General features: G+C 39.2%; 18 protein-coding genes. 9 read left to right on the forward strand and 9 right to left on the reverse strand.

Annotated elements, in window-relative coordinates:
- Position 1: 1 nt before the first annotated feature.
- Positions 2–784: a hypothetical protein gene (locus KV40_RS32020; RefSeq protein WP_052055484.1), complete on the reverse strand. Its 783-nt coding sequence runs from the start codon at positions 782–784 to the stop codon at positions 2–4.
- A 477-nt stretch (positions 785–1,261) separates the two neighbouring features.
- Between KV40_RS32020 and KV40_RS08670 the strand changes: the two genes are divergently transcribed.
- Positions 1,262–2,584 (forward strand): hypothetical protein, encoded by a 1,323-nt coding sequence (locus tag KV40_RS08670; protein WP_036479961.1) that lies wholly within the window; start codon positions 1,262–1,264, stop codon positions 2,582–2,584.
- Between the two features lie 242 nt (positions 2,585–2,826).
- On the opposite strand, the gene KV40_RS08675 is transcribed toward KV40_RS08670, so the two are convergent.
- The 3 genes from KV40_RS08675 to KV40_RS08685 form a co-directional block, all read right to left on the reverse strand.
- Positions 2,827–3,102 carry a GlsB/YeaQ/YmgE family stress response membrane protein gene (locus KV40_RS08675; protein ID WP_036479964.1) on the reverse strand — a complete coding sequence of 92 codons (276 nt, stop codon included), beginning with the start codon at positions 3,100–3,102 and terminating at the stop codon, positions 2,827–2,829.
- 423 nt (positions 3,103–3,525) lie between these two features.
- A complete protein-coding gene (locus KV40_RS32025; protein ID WP_052055485.1) occupies positions 3,526–4,323 on the reverse strand; it encodes a DUF3102 domain-containing protein in 798 nt (265 codons plus the stop codon).
- 380 nt (positions 4,324–4,703) lie between these two features.
- Entirely contained in the window at positions 4,704–5,618 is a 915-nt protein-coding gene (locus tag KV40_RS08685) for an AraC family transcriptional regulator (RefSeq protein ID WP_172657255.1), read from the reverse strand.
- A 366-nt stretch (positions 5,619–5,984) separates the two neighbouring features.
- Between KV40_RS08685 and KV40_RS08690 the strand changes: the two genes are divergently transcribed.
- The 6 genes from KV40_RS08690 (at position 5,985) to KV40_RS08715 (ending at position 11,641) form a co-directional block, all read left to right on the forward strand.
- Complete coding sequence (locus tag KV40_RS08690; protein ID WP_036479970.1) at positions 5,985–6,758, forward strand: SDR family oxidoreductase; 774 nt, start codon at positions 5,985–5,987, stop codon at positions 6,756–6,758.
- Between the two features lie 191 nt (positions 6,759–6,949).
- Complete coding sequence (locus KV40_RS08695; RefSeq protein ID WP_036479972.1) at positions 6,950–7,702, forward strand: SDR family NAD(P)-dependent oxidoreductase; 753 nt, start codon at positions 6,950–6,952, stop codon at positions 7,700–7,702.
- A gap of 76 nt (positions 7,703–7,778) precedes the next feature.
- On the forward strand, positions 7,779–8,513 hold the full coding sequence (locus tag KV40_RS08700) for an SDR family oxidoreductase (protein ID WP_036479975.1): 735 nt from the start codon (positions 7,779–7,781) through the stop codon (positions 8,511–8,513).
- Between the two features lie 65 nt (positions 8,514–8,578).
- Complete coding sequence (locus KV40_RS08705; protein WP_036479977.1) at positions 8,579–9,346, forward strand: SDR family NAD(P)-dependent oxidoreductase; 768 nt, start codon at positions 8,579–8,581, stop codon at positions 9,344–9,346.
- A 43-nt stretch (positions 9,347–9,389) separates the two neighbouring features.
- Positions 9,390–9,587, forward strand: a complete 198-nt coding sequence (locus KV40_RS36135) for a hypothetical protein (RefSeq protein WP_036479978.1) — start codon at positions 9,390–9,392, stop codon at positions 9,585–9,587.
- Positions 9,584–11,641 (forward strand): S9 family peptidase, encoded by a 2,058-nt coding sequence (locus KV40_RS08715; RefSeq protein ID WP_036479980.1) that lies wholly within the window; start codon positions 9,584–9,586, stop codon positions 11,639–11,641. Before KV40_RS36135 ends, KV40_RS08715 begins: the two co-directional genes overlap by 4 nt.
- A 151-nt stretch (positions 11,642–11,792) precedes the next feature.
- On the opposite strand, the gene KV40_RS08720 is transcribed toward KV40_RS08715, so the two are convergent.
- The 4 genes from KV40_RS08720 to KV40_RS08735 all read right to left on the reverse strand — a co-directional run bounded on the left by KV40_RS08720 (position 11,793) and on the right by KV40_RS08735 (position 14,395).
- A complete protein-coding gene (locus KV40_RS08720; RefSeq protein ID WP_216595564.1) occupies positions 11,793–12,560 on the reverse strand; it encodes a protein-L-isoaspartate(D-aspartate) O-methyltransferase in 768 nt (255 codons plus the stop codon).
- A gap of 179 nt (positions 12,561–12,739) precedes the next feature.
- On the reverse strand, positions 12,740–13,072 hold the full coding sequence (locus tag KV40_RS08725) for a c-type cytochrome (RefSeq protein WP_036479983.1): 333 nt from the start codon (positions 13,070–13,072) through the stop codon (positions 12,740–12,742).
- 10 nt (positions 13,073–13,082) lie between these two features.
- The gene (rpiA, locus tag KV40_RS08730) at positions 13,083–13,793 is read right to left on the reverse strand and encodes a ribose-5-phosphate isomerase RpiA (RefSeq protein WP_036479985.1); all 711 of its coding nucleotides are present in this window, start codon (positions 13,791–13,793) and stop codon (positions 13,083–13,085) included.
- Positions 13,794–13,948: 155 nt separating this feature from the next.
- Positions 13,949–14,395, reverse strand: a complete 447-nt coding sequence (locus KV40_RS08735; RefSeq protein WP_036479987.1) for an RNA-binding protein — start codon at positions 14,393–14,395, stop codon at positions 13,949–13,951.
- Between the two features lie 887 nt (positions 14,396–15,282).
- Here KV40_RS08735 and KV40_RS08740 point away from each other — a divergent pair.
- Entirely contained in the window at positions 15,283–16,161 is an 879-nt protein-coding gene (locus KV40_RS08740) for a universal stress protein (protein ID WP_036479989.1), read from the forward strand.
- Positions 16,162–16,171: 10 nt separating this feature from the next.
- Here KV40_RS08740 and KV40_RS08745 read toward each other — a convergent pair whose 3' ends face one another.
- Positions 16,172–17,317 (reverse strand): D-alanyl-alanine synthetase, encoded by a 1,146-nt coding sequence (locus KV40_RS08745; RefSeq protein WP_036480769.1) that lies wholly within the window; start codon positions 17,315–17,317, stop codon positions 16,172–16,174.
- Between the two features lie 152 nt (positions 17,318–17,469).
- Here KV40_RS08745 and psb28 point away from each other — a divergent pair, with 152 nt between their 5' ends.
- Positions 17,470–17,805, forward strand: a complete 336-nt coding sequence (gene psb28 / locus KV40_RS08750; RefSeq protein WP_036479991.1) for a photosystem II reaction center protein Psb28 — start codon at positions 17,470–17,472, stop codon at positions 17,803–17,805.
- Positions 17,806–17,894: the final 89 nt, after the last annotated feature.

Here is a 17,894-nt window from a genome sequence, read left to right on the forward strand (position 1 = left end):
ATTACTGCTCTTCTAATTTTTCTCGTCCAAAAGCTTTGAGTTTGTTATAAAAATCGGAAACATCTGGCATGGGTACAAACTGATGGATTGGGGTTTGCTCTGCTGCAAATCCATTCCAATCTGCTTGAAAAGGGATATTCATAGCGGGAACCAAATTTGAAGCTGAATTAGATTGAATCCCATTATTTACGGACGATTCCGAACTCGATTCTAATGGTGTGTGCTGGGGACGAGTAGCTTTGCCAGTATCCGAAGGGCGATCGCTAGACTGAAGTTGCTGGGAAGAAACTTCTGGTTTTATGGTAGAAGATTTTTTAGCAGCAATGGTTTCTTCGGAAGATTGCTCTTGTACTAAAGGTTTTTTAACTACACCGTTTTTAAGCTCTATATTTTCTTTCTCGATCGCCCGATTGAAGAATTTACTGCTATTGTTATCGCGTTTGTTGTTAGTAGAAGAGTCAGTTATTGCTTCAGTTGAAATATCGGTTATGTCAATTAAATACGTAGGTAGCTTGCGACAAATTAAACGCTCGAATTCATGAGTAAAGTGAGTATTGGGAGTACCTATACGCAACCAAACGCTTAAAATTTGTTCTATAGAAACTGCTTTATATCTCCCTAAATACAAAGCTTCAATAGTTGCCAAACGTATCCAGCTTGCGTGATATCTATCCAACCATTTTTGCAAAAAGCCTTCTATACTAGATTTTCCTAGATCGAAGGCATAGCTTCTAATTAAACTTGTCGTTTGTTCTAGTGCTAACTCTGTATTTAATTCTGTCATCGACCTTTTAATGTCAAGAATATTAACTAAATTAGTAAATTAGTTACAAATGCCAATTAACTACTTTTTAGTTTGCAAATTATCTCTACGTAGTTTTACTTAATTAATAATACTACATAAAAAACCATAGGTATCCAGCATACAACATACTCTAATTTTTTTTAAACCGCTATTAAATTAAATCTATTTAACAATCTATGGTTTTTATAGTAAGCGTTCGCGAGAAGCAGACATGATATTAGGAATATCTAAAATTATAAATATTATAGTTGGCTATGCGAACCAAGTTGGAAATTAGGAAACGTGTCCGAATTAAATTTCGCTCCGAATCATTACGAGCGGGTATTTTCAGATCTTTTGTTGCCGTCAGAATTTTCTCTAACTCAATATAATTAAGGCAACTACAAACCATTTCTACAAAACAGATTTTTTATAGAAACTGGAACTGTCACAAATTAATTCAATTACCAAATTTAGATGCAAGATTTAGTTACTGACGCGATCGCACTTAAAGAAGCTTTGTTAGACTTTGTCTATGATGCTGAAGGAGAAATAGCAGTTGCTTTAGAAACCTATGCTGCCGAACATGGCAGTAAGGATAAGTATGACATCAAACAGCAAAATATAATCGTCGATACTTTTTTGACCGAAGGCAGAGTAAACGAAACAACTCCTCTAGAACTTTTTATGGAGGAACGTAAAGATCTTAACGAAATCGACTGCGTCTTATTGGAACTATGGCAACGTAATTTTACTGGTTTGTTTGAAATTAAAGCAATTTCAACTACGCAACTAAAACTAATGAACTGGTTAACCGCTAAAGAATATCTTGTAGTGCCGCACTCTAGCATACCTACTGCCGAATCAGACCGCTGGCAACAGGGAGAAATTTTATTAACTCGTCTGGCACCGCTAACAGACGATTTTTGGTTCTTTTTTAGCGATCGCAGCGACAAGGGAAAATTGGGCAAGCCTAAGCTGGCGGTTGCTATAGGAGAATTTAGAACCAAATTTGGTAACCAGCTTTATGGCGACGCACCCGAACTACTAGCAGAGGCTTGGGATTCTGTAGCAGTGTACCATCAAGAATTTATCGATTATTTTGGCAGCGATCGCTTAACTATGCCTGGAGAAGAACTCAATCAAAAATTGGGTGAATTGCAGAGTAAAATGAGCCAAAAACGTCTGGAGGCGGCGGGAATTGATAGTTCTAAATCGATGCAGGAACTGATGCAGGAATCAGGTGCAGACGTGTCAGAAATTGAAGAGGCTGCGGATTTATCGGGATCGGACACCGAAGCAGTTGCCAAAGTTTTAAAAAGTAAAAAAAAGCTGTCCTCAGTTATTCCTAAAATCGATCTGCCTCCAGAAATAAAAGCTGCCGAACTCGTGACGGTTTTTTCTCATCCCAAATGGGGGCAAATGTATTTGCCTAACTACCTCAAGCTAATAGATCTTTTAGATAAAGAAAGTCCAGAAACAGATATTACTTGTCAATACTTGGTTCGTAAATATCTTGAAGAACCTCAAACTAATTACTATATTTGGCAATTATTGGTAAAAGAACGGGGCAACAAACTAGAAAAAGTGCTGCAAACTGTTTTGAATAATCCCAATCTAAAGCTAGAAACAGACTTACCAGCAACACTGCAAAAATACGATAAACCACTGCATCCCGTGCTGCCCGATATTGCTAGTGTTCCCATACATTTAAATAATTTATTTGAAGAAGCCGTAGCGCAGGTACAAAAATCTAAATCGAAAAGCAAAAAGAAAAAGAAAAAGAAAGGTTTTTTGTAAATATAGCAGTAGACAGAAGAAATAAAATACCTCGAACTACTAAAAGCTTTATTTGTTATGTATTTTAGTTTTAACTTTCGACTTTTAACTTTTGACTTTTGCTATATATTGTTTGCAAGTGTCGGTCGAACTGCTTCTTAATAGACAAAAAAACAGAGGCGGTTTGTCTTGCCTCTGTCTGAATCGTAATTACTTTTGTTAATTTACTAATGTTCAAAAAAACCTTTTAAAATAGTATGTCTTTAGGCAGAACGGCGAGTTACTAAACCCCAAATAAAGATGAGGATGATTGCACCGATAACTGCAAAAATAATACTAGGAATAGTTAAGGCACCTGCTGATGCTCCTGCCGCCGCTGACGATCCCAGTAGAGCAGAACCAACCCAACCTCCAACTAAAGCACCGAGAATACCCAAAACGATAGTAGCAATAATGCCGCCACCTTGATGACCGGGGTAAATTAATTTTGCTAAAGCGCCAGCGATTAAACCTAAAACTATCCAGGCAATAATACCCATAATTTTTTCTCCTGTTTATATTTTTATACTGTTTTAGTATTGTGATATTTGAATTATTCAAGTAAGAATATCCATTTAGTAAGAATAATATCAGTAATTTCTCTAATTTTTATCTATCTTAATGAAGATCTACAATTCTATCGAATTATTGATTTAAATCTAGAAAAAAAATGTATGGGGCAGAGCTTTACAATAGCTTCGCATATTTTCTATTTTTTGAAACGGTTTTAGCTGATATAAATTTTAGCATTAAAAGACTCTAAAAGCTTCAAAACGTAACCTTAGTGTTTGTTTCTGCTATTGTAACTTTCTAATTAAATTTGTAAAGATTTAATATAGCAATTCTCGGTCAGATAAAGTGAACTATTGTTTTTTGATTGTTAAAGATCGAAATGCATAGTTTAACTTTATTTCTTTTTCGATTTAGTGGCTTGCGGTTTTACAATCGCCACTAGAACATCTAGAACTAAACAACAGTTGAGCTTTGGTAAAAATTTCGCGAGCGAATTCGGGGTTACTTTGCATTTGCTCGAACAAAACTGTAATTTCTTCTGGCTTACTTTTAATAGTAAAACTCGTACCAGCATAAGTAATTTTAAAATTTTGCAGTCGAGCATTTTTAGTCTCTAGCCTGGTGTAATCATTATCGACTACTGCTTCGTTAGCAATAGTTTGAGCAGTGACATCAATTGTTTGTATCGGGTTTCGTTCTGCTACATTTACATTAGACTCGTTCGGTTCGCGATCGCTGCTTTTTTCATCATCAATACATCGATAATGATTGACAATTAATTTTGCCAAAGAATATGTTATTTGCTCGCCATGACTGGCAAGCTGTAAAGCTCGATTTCTAGCTTCTTTTGGAGTTGAAGGAGCAGCCAGAATATAAAGTGCAGAAGTCGAAAAATTTAGATTGGTAAAATTTACGTCTTTAAATTGTTCGCTTACCTGCATGAATTTAGTTGCAGAAGACAAACTCCAGTTAAATTCTGCTTTCAGCCAACTTCCAAAGTTTCCGTGTTTGAGCTTTTCTTTTACTTCAGTTAGTTTTTGACCTATTGATACTATGTCTTGTGCTGTTTGACGTATTAAACTTCTAATTTCTGAAGCTCGCTGTTCCACTGTAAGTTTAGTTTCACTATCGATATTTCCATAGTCAAACCTCTGTTGCTGGAATAAATTTTTTGAAGATAGTTTTGATAATGAGTGATTGGTAGCCATAGCCAATAAAGCGTGTAAAAATACATTTGCCTATTCTATTTATAGCTATTGTAAGTTAATTGAAATAAAAATGTAATAATTTTTTGTATTATTACTTAAGTATAATAAATACAATCTGCCACAGTTGCCCAAACGATCGAAAAATCGAGCATTACAGCATCAACAAGATTCACAAAATAGAAACAATTATATATTTACTACAAAGCAAAAAAACTCGCGAGCGATAAATAACTGATACCATTAAACGTAAATTGCAAGAAAAACAAACTTTATAATGAAGCGCAGAAGAGCAACCGAATTGGTTGAAAATTTAGCATGACGATCGAGGCAACCGACTGTAATGCGGTCGCCAATAGACAGAATAGATAAAAAGATAAGGACTAAGCTAATTTTAGCCTTTCGATGTCGCGAATTGGCGGCGCACCAAACATCCGAGAATATTCACGGCTAAACTGCGAAGGACTTTCATAACCTACTTGATAGGCAGCGTTGGTGGCATCGGCGTTATCGGCAAGCATCAGGCGACGTGCTTCTAGTAGCCTCAATTGTTTTTGATATTGCAGCGGACTCATTGAGGTTACTTGCTTAAAGTGCCGATGAAATGAAGAAGGAGACATATTGGCTCGATCTGCTAACTCTTCAATTCGCAGTGATTGAGCAAAATCGGACTTGATGAAGGCGATCGCCCTGGCAACGCGCTGCATATTACTTTCAGATGTGGCAATCTGGCGAACAGCTTCCCCTTGTTCCCCTGTTAACAGGCGGTAATAAATTTCGTGAATAATTAGCGGTGCTAAAAACGGAATGTCTTGAGGTGTATCTAGAAGCCTTGTAAGTCTGATAGCGCAATCGATTAACGGGGTATCGATATTATTAACACACCAGCCTCTAACCGAGTTTTCTTTTTTACTCTTTATAGGCTGAATTTGAGCAATGAGATCGCAAAGTTGAGTAGGGGACAAACTTAGCACTAATGCTAGATAGGGCTTGTCTGGCGTAGCCTCAATTATAAATCCTCTAGCGGGTAAATCTACCGAAACGACTAGATATTGACCTGCACCATAATAATAAGTCTCTTCACCCAGCAATACTTTCTTTTTACCCCGAACGACAATTGCAAGAGCGGGTTTATACATGGTGCATATTGTCTTAGTAGCAGAATCACGCGCAAATTCTAGTTGCTCGATATCTGTTTGATGAAAACCATTTCCTTTACTTTCAGTGTGTCTGGTTATTAAAGTCCCTAGTTCCCTACATTTATTGTCAATCGCATCGCGATCGGTTGCCTCAATCATCACGCAGAATTTTTAGCTAATTTGATTACCTTTCGGTGCTAATTATAGAAAATCTTTTGTTCGTACAATGTTCGACTTGAGAGATTTAGGCAACAATCTGCCAGTTTTGTGTATTTAAAAACTAGTTTTGCAAACATAAGATAAAGCCAGAACGAAAAAAATAAACGACCGAACGTTAGCGGCGGTAAGGTACGTTTTCGAGCAGTAGTTGGTTTCTAGCGATCGAGCATAGTCAAGTTATTATTCGTTTCCTACATGCTATTTTCGAGGCTAAACAATATGAAATACAAATTGCTTACTAATTATATTTTGAAAAACTAACGCTAACCCAAAGCAAGCTATACATCTACAAAAATTCAAACTCAAATGAAACCGAAAGATACGATATCACTAGAAAGTAAAGTAGCTTTAGTTACTGGAGGTACGTCTGGAATAGGTAGAGCCACCGCTATTGCTCTTGGTGCTGCTGGAGCTAAAGTAGTTTTCTCTGGTAGACGAGAGCCAGAAGGCAAAGAAACTGCTGCGATGATTCGCGATGTTGGTGCTGAATGTCTTTTTGTCCGTTCGGACGTATCGAGAGAAAAAGATGTCAAAGCGTTAGTACAAAAAACAATAGAGACTTATGGCAAACTCGATTGTGCCTTCAATAACGCAGGTATCGATCCTCCCTCTATTCCCCTTCACGAACAGTCAATTGAAGATTTCGATAAACTAATGGCTATTAACCTGCGCGGACTGTTTATGTGCATGAAATATGAAATTCTTGCCATGCTGGATCGAGGAGAAGGTGTTATTGTCAATAACTCTTCTATGGCAGGTTTGATTGGTTTTCCTGGAGTATCTCCTTATGTTGCCAGTAAACACGCTGTCATGGGTCTGACTCGCTCGGCAGCACTCGACTACGGCAAACAGGGTATTCGGATCAATGCCATTAATCCTGGTATTATTGCCACCCAGATGATCGATCGCTTGACTGAGACAACAGAAACCACCGCTGATGATTTGGTGTCTGCAATACCAATGGGAAGAATGGGTCAAGCAGAAGAAATTGCTAAACCTGTCGTGTTTCTTTGTTCCGATGCCTCTGGCTACATCACGGGACAGCCTTTGGTTTTGGATGGTGGATACACGGCACAGTAATTTCTCCCCCCGATCGTAAGCTCGATCGCTGCTCTCTATCGGTACGCTTAGCAAACACAGGGCTAGGTTAGTTCGAGCTTGTCAAAAATCAGAGGGTAAAGATTAAGGAAAAATAGGCTCCGCCAAGAGCGCATCAGAATACAAACCTAAAATAAATACGGTCATAAACTTAGTAAGAGGATAAGGCAAACATGAACGATGGACGCGATTTAGCTGGAAAAGTGGCAATTGTTACGGGTGCTGCTAGCGGTATTGGTTTGGCGATCGCTAAATTACTAGAGCAACGCGGTGCGTTCGTTGTAGCTGAAGATATCAACCCAGACGTAAACGAAGTTTTTAAAAACCAGGAACGGATCGTTCCTTTGGTGGGTGATGTGGCGACAGAACAATTTGCTATAGAAGCAGTTGCCACTGCGACACAACGCTTCGGCAAACTCGACATCCTGGTTAATAATGCTGCTCGTATAGTGTACAAAAATGCAGTCGATCTGACCCTTGAGGAGTGGAACTCGATTATGAATATCACTGCTACTGGTGTCTTCTTACATTCGCGGGAGGCACTCAAGGCAATGATTCCCAACCAAACAGGTGCCATTATTAACATTGGCTCTTATGCCTGCTACCAGACTTTTCCAGGTATTTCGGCTTATGCAGCAGCTAAGGGTGCCTTGGCACAAATCACACGGACTCTGGCACTGGAAGCGATCGAACACGGCATTCGAGTCAACGCAGTAGGTGCTGGCGATGTAGTAACTAACCTTTTAAATACATTCCGCGAGGACGGACGCGATTTTCTCACCGAACACGGTAAAAAAGCTCCCATCAAACGTGCTGCCCAACCAGAAGAAATTGCCGAAGTTGTGGCTTTCTTAGCATCAGACAGAGCAAGCTTTTTGGTAGGTTCGGTCGTAATGGCTGACGGTGGTATGAGCGCAGCCATATAACAATTAGTACTCGTTCCAAACCGAGAAATAATCTAAATCTACAAATATAAAGTAATTCATTCAAACAATATTATTTATGTCAAACGTAAAAAATAAAGTTATTGCTATTACTGGAGCTAGTAGCGGTATTGGTCAAGCTTCTGCCAAATTATTAGCTGAAAATGGCGCAAAAGTTGTTCTAGGCGCACGACGTACCGAAAAACTAGAAAAGATTGTTGAAGAAATTCGCGCAGCAGGTGGTACGGCGGAGTTCAAAGCTGTGGATGTTACCAGTCGCGAAGAAGTAAAAGCGTTTATTCACTTTGCTAAAGACAAGTTCGCTCGCGTCGATGTCATCTTTAACAATGCTGGGGTAATGCCCCTGTCTCCGATGAAAGCTCTCAAAGTTGAGGAGTGGGACAAAATGATTGACGTAAATATTCATGGCGTACTTAACGGTATTGCTGCGGGACTACCAATCATGGAAGCGCAAGGTGGCGGACAGTTTATTAATACCGCATCTATTGGCGCACACGTAGTAGTACCTTCATCTGCGGTCTATTCGGGTACAAAATTTGCTGTTTGGGCAATTTCTGAAGGATTGCGACAAGAATCAGAAAATATTCGCGTGACCATCATCTCTCCTGGCGTGGTGGAGACGGAACTCGGCTCTGATATTACTGACGAATCGGCACAAGCGGATTTACAAGAATTTCGCAAAACTGCTCTAACTCCAGATGCGATCGCCTCTGCTGTTTTGTACGCCGTTTCTCAAGCAGATAATGTCGATGTCAATGAAGTCATTGTTCGTCCGACGGCAAGCGCGTTTTAACTTTAAAACGGCAAACTAGATTGAAACACTTTTTCTACAAAAATTTCAAGAATAAGGATAAAGCAATGATACAAGACATCAAAAAAATTGCCTTGGTAACAGGTTCGAGTAGAGGTTTAGGTAAAAATACGGCTTTGGCATTAGTTAAAAAAGAAGTTGATGTCATCGTGACTTATCGCAGTAGTGAGGCAGAAGCAAATAACGTCGTTTCAGAAATTGCAGACATAGGCGGTAAAGCAGTCGCTTTGCAACTGGACACTTCCAACACCAAAACTTTTGATAATTTTGTAGAACGATTCGAGCAATCTCTGCAAGATACCTGGCAGACAGGGCAGTTTGATTTTCTGATTAACAATGCTGGTATTGGGATTAATGCACCTTTTATCGAAACCACTGAAGAAGATTTCGACCGTTTATTTAACATTCAAGTTAAAGGAGTCTTCTTCCTGTCGCAGAAATTACTGCCTCTGATTAAAGATGAAGGGCGAATCGTTAATATTTCATCTGGTCTGGCTCGTTTTTCTCTACCTGGCTATGCTGCTTATGCTAGTGCCAAAGGAGCAGTCGAAGTTTTGACGCGCTATATGGCAAAAGAATTGGGTCAAAGACAAATTCGAGTCAATGTATTAGCACCAGGGGCAATTGAAACTGATTTTGCTGGTGGAGTGGTTCGAGATACTGAAGAAATTAATAACTTTATCGCTTCGCAAACTGCCTTGGGTCGTGTCGGAGTGCCAGACGATATTGGTGGTGCGATCGCAACTTTGCTCTCTGAAGAAAATCGCTGGATAAACGGACAGAGGATCGAAGTCTCTGGCGGTATGTTTCTTTAATTGAAACTTTATCGCTTCGCAAACTGCGTTGGGTTGCGTTGGGGTGCCAGATAATATTGGTGGCGCGATCGCTCTGGTGTTGAATTGCTATGATTTAGGACTAAATTTTGCCTCTGCTCTCCATTTGGCTATGATGCAGAAATATAAGACGTTCTATACTTTTGATAAAGCTTCAATAAAATCGGTCACAGCAATAGAGCTAATTAAAGTAAACGCACCTAAAAATATTAAATTAAGATGACTCAACAGCCAACTCCTCCTGTAGCAGCAAAACATCCTCACGAATTAGTAACTCATAGAGATAAAAGAATCGATGACTATTATTGGTTGCGTCAACAGGACGAACCAGAAGTTATTGAATATTTAAAAGCTGAAAATGAATATACAAAAGCTAAAATGCAGCACACCGAAAAGCTGCAAAAATCTCTGTATGATGAAATGCTTTCACGGATTAAAGAAACCGATCTTTCCGTACCCTATCGGCTAAAAGATTATTATTACTACTCTCGGACTGAAGAAGGTAAAGACTATTCTATTTTATGCCGTAAATATCGGAGTTTAGAGGCAGAAGAAGAAATACTCTTAGACCAAAACGAATTAGCTGCCAACAAAGAGTTTTTTAGTTTGGGAGTGCGATCGATTAGTCCCAACCAGCAAATTCTAGCTTACTCTACCGATACGACGGGTGCAGAACAGTATACTTTAGTTTTTCTCGATCTAACTACTAGAAAACTTTATTCAGAGTCGATACCAAATACCTATTATTCTTTTGCCTGGGGTAATGATGACCGAACGGTTTTTTATACCAAGGTAGATAATGCCAATCGTCCCTATCAACTGTGGCGACATACTTTAGGCAGCGATCCTCAAAACGATGTTTTAGTATATCAGGAAGATGATGAAGGGTTTTATTTAGGTGTAGGGAAAACTCGCTCTCGCGCCTATATCGTGTTGGAATTAGGCAGTAAAATTACTTCCGAAGTTCATTATCTCGATGCCGATAATCCTGGTGGCGAGTTCAAGCTATTTCAACCGCGTCAGAAAGGAGTAGAGTATTCTATCGAACATCATAGCGATCGCTTTTACATCGTCACTAACGAAGAAGCGATGAACTTTAAGCTGATGGAAACGCCAGTAGATAATCCAGATAAAGCAAACTGGAAAACAGTAATTCCCCATCGAGAAGAGGTAATGTTAGAGGGAATCGACGCTTTTGCCAATTATTTGATTATTTACGAACGCCAGGCAGGATTACCGACGGCGAGAATCCAAAATTTGAAGACAGGCAAAATCGAAGAACTTACTTTTCCCGAACCAACTTACTCTTTTTCTGGCGGTAATAATCCCGAATTCGATACTACCAAGTTTCGCTATGGCTATACTTCAATGGTTACTCCCTCTTCTGTGTTCGATCGCGATTTGGAGACAGGAGAAACAGAACTAAAAAAAGAAACTGAAGTATTGGGAGAATTCGATCGCACTTTATACGCTAGTGAGAGATTGTACGCTACTGCACCCGATGGTACGGAAGTTCCGATTTCCTTAGTCTACAAAAAAGGAGTCGAGAAAAATGGTAACAATCCCCTATGGTTAACTGGTTATGGTTCTTACGGCTATCCCTATCCCGTTACCTTTTCTTCTTTAAGGCTTTCATTATTAGATCGCGGCTTTGTTTATGCGATCGCTCATATTCGTGGTGGTGAAGAAATGGGGCGTAAATGGTATGAAGACGGTAAGTTTTTACAGAAAAAAAATACCTTTACCGATTTTATCGCCTGTGCCGAACATCTAATTGCCGAAAAATGGACGAGTAGCGATCGCCTCGTAATCTCTGGCGGCAGTGCGGGGGGTTTACTGATGGGTGCGGTAATCAATCTGCGTCCAGATTTATTTAAAGCTGTAGTTGCCGATGTTCCGTTTGTCGATGTCTTAACTACAATCTTAGATACGTCGTTACCTCTAACTATTTTAGAGTGGGAAGAATGGGGCAATCCCAACGAGCCAGAATATTATGACTACATTAAGTCTTATTCCCCCTACGATAACGTTACCGCCAAAGACTATCCCGCTTTGCTAATTACCGCAGGTTTAAATGACTCGCGGGTTAAATATTGGGAACCTGCTAAATGGATTGCTAAATTACGCGAACTCAAAACCGACGATAACCTATTGTTACTTAAAACTAATATGAGTGCTGGTCACGGTGGCGCATCGGGACGCTACGAAGCTCTTAAGGAAATTGCCCTTGAATACGCTTTCGTCCTCGATCGCCTGGGCATTAGTAACGATGTCTAAAATCATACTACGCTTTTTAGTCGAATAGACTACGAAGCCAATTCGCTCGCTCCTTCCCCGTTCCCTAAAAACAATATGTGTGTATGTTGGAAGCGAGTTTGACTTATACTGACATCGGAGCCTTGGCAGGAGTACCTTTATTACGAATAACTTAGCGATCGCTAGTTGGCGGAGTTTTTATCATCGGGACAAAACGAACTGGAAAAGTTTTTTCCTCGACCGTACCATCAGCAGTTTTAGTCAGCACGTACATTTCTTGATTGCGGTTGCCTACGGGAATAACCATCTTACCGTTTATTGCCAACTGGTCGATTAAGCTTTGGGGGATTTGTTCTGGAGCCGCAGTTACAATAATTACATCATAGGGAGCGTGTGTTTTCCAGCCTTGATATCCGTCACCAGTTTTCACTTCAATATTTTGATAACCTAGTTGACTCAAAGTTTGCCGCGCTTTATCTGCCAGTTGGGGAATAATTTCAACCGAGTAAACTTCTTTAGCTAGCTCTCCTAATATAGCTGCCTGATAGCCACAACCAGTTCCAATTTCTAATACGCGATCGCCAGCAGAAATTTCGACAGCTTCGCTCATGTAAGCCACAATATAAGGCTGAGAAATCGTTTGATTGTAACCAATGGGTATGGGGCGATCGCTATAGGCTAAGTCTCTCTTAAATGAATCGACAAATTGATGACGGGGGACTTTTAACATGACAGCTAAAACTTGTCGATCTTTTATACCCCGCTCTTTTAACTGATATTCCACCATTTGCCGACGCTGTAACTCAAATTGCTCTGTCGCCAAATAAAAAGGTTGCTGAAATTCTGAGAAATTAGAGGATATTTTTGCTGCAAAACCAGGTTTGATTATTAATAAAATACAACAACCCAATAAAGCGATCGCTACTAGTCTAAAATTCATAATTATTCACCTAAACCTTAGCTAGATTTTTTTAACTTCGTCTCAGGTTTACTTAATTATCAACGTTCAAACAAAATAGGGCGAACCGTACATTTATATAGCTGTAGCTGTGGTTGAGGCAGCAATAACTCAATTACGATCGATCTTTGAATATTCAACACTAGCTGTATTTACTGTTGCTAATGCCATCCTAGTTTGGCTTGCTCTAAAACGTATGCCGATACAGATTCAATCTGTTGGGATGAAAGACGCTCGGCATAAGCTGGCATATTGTTTTTACCGTAAGTCACTAGAGAGACTACTGCTGATAAATTATCTACTTGATTACGATGTAAGGCTCTTTGCTTGAGATTTTTACCACGCCTGACAATATTTCCACCGTTGGCATGACAACCCGCACAATTTGTCTGAAAAATTTCGCTGCCGTTAGTTACCTCTGCTGCCATAGCAAAAGGTAACTGAAGCAAAAATATCATCGTGGCGATCGCTATAGAGATAAATAACTTATTCAAAATATTTTATTTAAAGTTCTCTTATTTCTGGTTTGCCGTCTTTAATTTCTCCAACCAGAACTATATCGGCAACACCAACAAACAAACCATTTTCTAGCACACCAGGCAGATTGTTGATTGTCTTTTCTAATTCGGCTGGATTATCTAGATTATCGAATTTTACATCAATTACTAAATTGCCCTGATCTGTTACTACAGGACCTGCTTTTTTAACGCCCATACGCAATTCAGGCTTGCCTCCCAATTTAGAAAGGCTATTCATTACTGGTGCAACTGCCATGGGAATGACTTCTACAGGCAAAAGAAAACTAGACCCTAATTTATCTACCAGTTTGCCGCTATCGACGACTACTATAAACTCATTTGCCAGAGAGTCTACAACTTTTTCTCGGGTATGCGCCGCACCGCCACCTTTAATCAAATTTTTTTGAGGATCGACTTCGTCGGCACCGTCGATCGCAATATCTATACCATCGATTGCATCGAGGGTAGTCAGAGGAATACCAAATTTTTTGGCAAGCACTTCTGATTGAAAGGAAGTAGGAACGCCAACTATATTCTTTAATTCTCCTTTTGAGAGGCGGTTGCCAATATATTCAATCGCATAAGCTGCAGTTGACCCAGATCCCAATCCCACAACTGAGTCAGATTTGACTCTATCGGCAGCAGCTTTACCTACTTCCTGCTTCATGGTTTTAACTGGGTCGTTGTTTGCCGCCATTTTTCTAGCTCCTTATATTTTTCTATCCGCGATCGATTTTACTAGCTATTTAGCCCAAAATATCTTTCGAGCCAATTTTAGCTGCTAATCGATTTAAATTTCCCTAAAGCTTATAGTTAAAAAAATTTACTGAGGCGGAGTGCAAATACTATCGGCTAGTTATTGGCTGAAGCTAACATTTCTTTTAGTTTGGCTAATTCATCTGCCCAACGGGGATCGGGTTGCACGCTTCCTGATTGTTGACTACTACTCTGTTTTTTAGAACGTTTGCTACCGCCTCCTTTATTTTTTTTGGTTGGAGGATTGTTGCTAGCTTCTGAAGTCGAAGCAGTTTCTTCGTCACTTTTCTTATTGCGCGGCAAAGCTTTTTCTATTTTTAAAGGATTTTCCATGAACGACTGACCATTGTATTTTTCAATAAATTGGTCGGCTACTTCATCACTGGGAACCGTAACAAAGGCAAAACCGCGACATTTTCCAGTTTTGCGGTTTTTGATGACTTTGGTTGAAACCTGCTGTCCTTCATCAGCAAATAATTCGGCTAACTTTTCTTTCTCGACATTTTCTTTTGGTAAATTACCTACGTATAAACGAACAGACATAAGAATATATCCTCTATGCTAAATTAAACTTTTATGTAACAAAATAAACACTTTTATTATTTTTATCGATAACTGCTCCAAAATCCAATTAGTTTGCTAAAAATTTTTAAAGTTCGGTCTTTTGATAAATTTTTCTTAGTGCATCTCTTATTTCTTTCAGAAAAAATCTCCGAAATCTGAAATAAGAAGCGCAGTGATTTCACTATAATCCGATTCTGGCACCTTAAATTTTTTCCTTTAAAATGAGTGGCATGCTAATTTGAGTTGGCATTCTCTCGGACAATATTTTCGGTCGTTAATTTTTAGCTCTAATAAAATCGATTGTTGCAGAGATTGTTTACTATCAAGCAATTTACCAGTGTTTGTGGCGATCGCATCGACACCATCAACGTCAATTTATTTGACTGAGCTCGACCGACCTATTATTTGCTCTTAATATACTTTAACATCTAGACGATTATAACTAAACCCCACAATTGTCAAATTATTGTCATACTCGATCGCATTCAATTCCTCGAACACCGAAATACCTGCTTACAGCGCGATAAAGTTGATAAGAGAGATAAGTTAAAATACTTCAATCGGTCTTATTAGCTACCAAGCATTCGCCAGTAGCAGACAGTATGAGGTAGCAAATTTTATAACTAGAGAAATTTTCTCATCTTGTTTGGGATTGCTATAGTATTCAGTTTAATTCTAATTTGACAGAAGGTGTAGTAAAGCCAGACTTAAAGTTCCGTCCGCAAAAGTTTGTACGCCCCTTGGCTGCTTCGAGCAAGCTCAAATTTAAACTTTAATTAATTAAAATCATAAAAATCAAAATTTTTGTCAAGTAAAAACCTTTTTTTGCTAGGGTGAAAGTAAAATCAACTCGTTCTGTCAAATATATGTTCCAAAGTTGCTTAATCTGCACTGATTTTACAGATGGTATATATCGCTTAGTCAATTTTGTTCCAAATCTCGCTCAATGCGGATTGAAAAAAATTGTGTTTTTTCATAGCGTACCGATATGGAACGAAGGAGAAGTTCCCAGAGTTGACGAAGAGGCAATGAAGCGAGCCAAGGAACGGTTGGGTCGAGCTTCAAATAATGCTCCCGAAGGAGTGGAAGTGATAGTGGAAGTCGCTTCGGGAAAGCCTCTTGATACTATACCTAGAGCTTTAAAGAAATACGATGTTGAAGTTATTTTAACAGGGACACCCATACATAGTCTCTTGAAAGAACAATGTTTTGGTAGTACCAGTACGGGTCTTGCCAAACAAACCGAACAACCTTTAACTATAATTCGTCCCGAACTAATTACTACTTACACCCGCGAGGAATTAGCTTTACGCTGTCAACATCTGTGGCGATACTTGCTCGTTCCCTATAATGGCAGCGAAACTGCAAAGTACGCAATCGAACAAATAAAAGCTTATGCCAAAGAGCGCCCCCAAGGATCTTTTACCCAGTGTATGTTAATTACGGTGGTAGAAGATGTTGGCAGACAGTCTTTGATAGCTAAAGAACGAGTCAAGGAAGCTCAAGCGCAGCTAGATTCGGTCAAAAAAGAGCTAGAAGAATTAGATATTGAAGTTAATACAGCAGTAAAACAAGGTAGCCCTTTACAAGAAATTGCTACTGCGGCTTTAGATTTTGATATTAGTGCGATCGCTATTGCCGATGATTATAAAAATAGCCTATTAAAATGGGCGGCTGGCAGCTTTGCTAACGACCTGTTGCGGAGTAGCTGGTTTCCCATTTTGCTGTTCTCGCCGAAAAAATAGACAGAGTAACTCAATCGAGTAGTTCGACTATATGAGCGATTAAATGAGGATAGTTACTGAGTAGGTAGTCTAAGCGATCGCAAAACAAACTTAGAATTAAATCTTCATAACTCATTCCATATTCGGTTAGACCCTGCGCTACCAAACTGGTAGCGTTGGCTGTAGGTCGTTTGAGATCTGGTTTGGGGTTAGCTTCAAGAATGTAGAGTTTGCCCGAGCGATCGGTTCTCAGATCGAGGCGAATTAAAGCTGTAAGGTTAAAACTACGATAAACGTCTTTTGCTATCTGCTCTAACTGCTGTTTAATCGGTTCTCGGTCAGACAGCAAACGCAAGCGATCGCTAGTAATTGCTTTTTTGTCCATCGAAGTAAAAATTTTTTCATCAGGTTCCAAAATACGTTCGATCGCGCTAAAAGCAAAAGGTGACTGTCTTTTTTGCAACTGTAAATTTATATAAGTTACATAGCCGCCTACTGCGATACAAAATTCTCTTCCTGGCAAGTAAGCTTCAATCAAAGCACTATTGTGAGTCACACGCTGGACATCAGCGATCGCCGCAGCTAGAGCGTCAGGTTTATCGACAAAATGAATATTTAAAGAAGCTCTTCCCGACACGGGTTTGACTAAAAAAGCACCTGTATAATTGCCAAACAGATGTTGAAAATAAAGATTGTTGGGCTGAAATGTTTCTTGATGGGGATGCCAAACCATAAAAGGTGAAGTGGGAAAACCCAGACCCTTTAGTTCGCGTTTAAGTAGGTGTTTGTTGTCGAGAATCGAGCTATTTATCGGACTGTGACCGATATAAGGAACTCCTAACATTTCTAACAGTGCAGGAGTATGACAGACGGGATCGTAACCTTGAACTCCTCCCGTATTCAACCAGGCTAAGTGAATCTGTTTGGCTTTAAGTTGCGCCGCTAGAGACATATCGTCTGGTAATAACCAAACATTTTGGAAACCGAGATTTTTAAAAGCCTGGGCAATATTTTTAGCCACTGCTTCATAGGTTTTAGTCGATCGCGGATTGTGAGTTTTATAAATAACCGCTCCTGCTCTTTGTTTGTCACCACCATAAATTACTGCCAGTCGCAATTTTTTGGTTAGCTCATTCAAATACTGAGAAAAAGAGTTAAAGCTGTAGTTAAATTTCATAGCGGTCGATAGCTCAAAAAAAGAGTAAATATGGCTCGTAGCGATTTTTTTAGTAGATAGCAAGAAAACAAAATCTGCTCGCACCGTACTGAAAATTCAATCCTATGAGAAGATTAAACAACTAACATTATTAATGAACTTAAAAGATTATCATGGCAGAAATTCAATTTTCCAAAGGAGTAACTGAAGAAGTAGTTCCCGATATTAAAGTTACTCGTTCTAAATCAGGAGATACGGGAACTGCTACTTTTTATTTTGACGAACCGCAAATTTTTAGTATGGACGAGGCAAATGAAGTTACTGGTATGTATTTAGTGGACGAAGAAGGAGAAATTGTCACTAAAGAAGTAAAAGGCAAGTTTGTTAATGGGGAACCAAAAGCAATTGAAGCAACTCTAATTATGCGTTCTGCTGAAGAATGGGAACGTTTTATTCGTTTTATGGATAGATACGCCGAAGAACATGGTTTGGGACTCAACAAATCTTAAATTTTTAGTAGTTGGCTTCAATTAGTAATCGGCGATCGGTAACTATATTACTTTCTTCAAAAAAGATATTAGAAGCAAAAAGTATGACT

Source organism: Myxosarcina sp. GI1 (assembly GCF_000756305.1).
Taxonomy (GTDB): Bacteria; Cyanobacteriota; Cyanobacteriia; order Cyanobacteriales; family Xenococcaceae; genus Myxosarcina.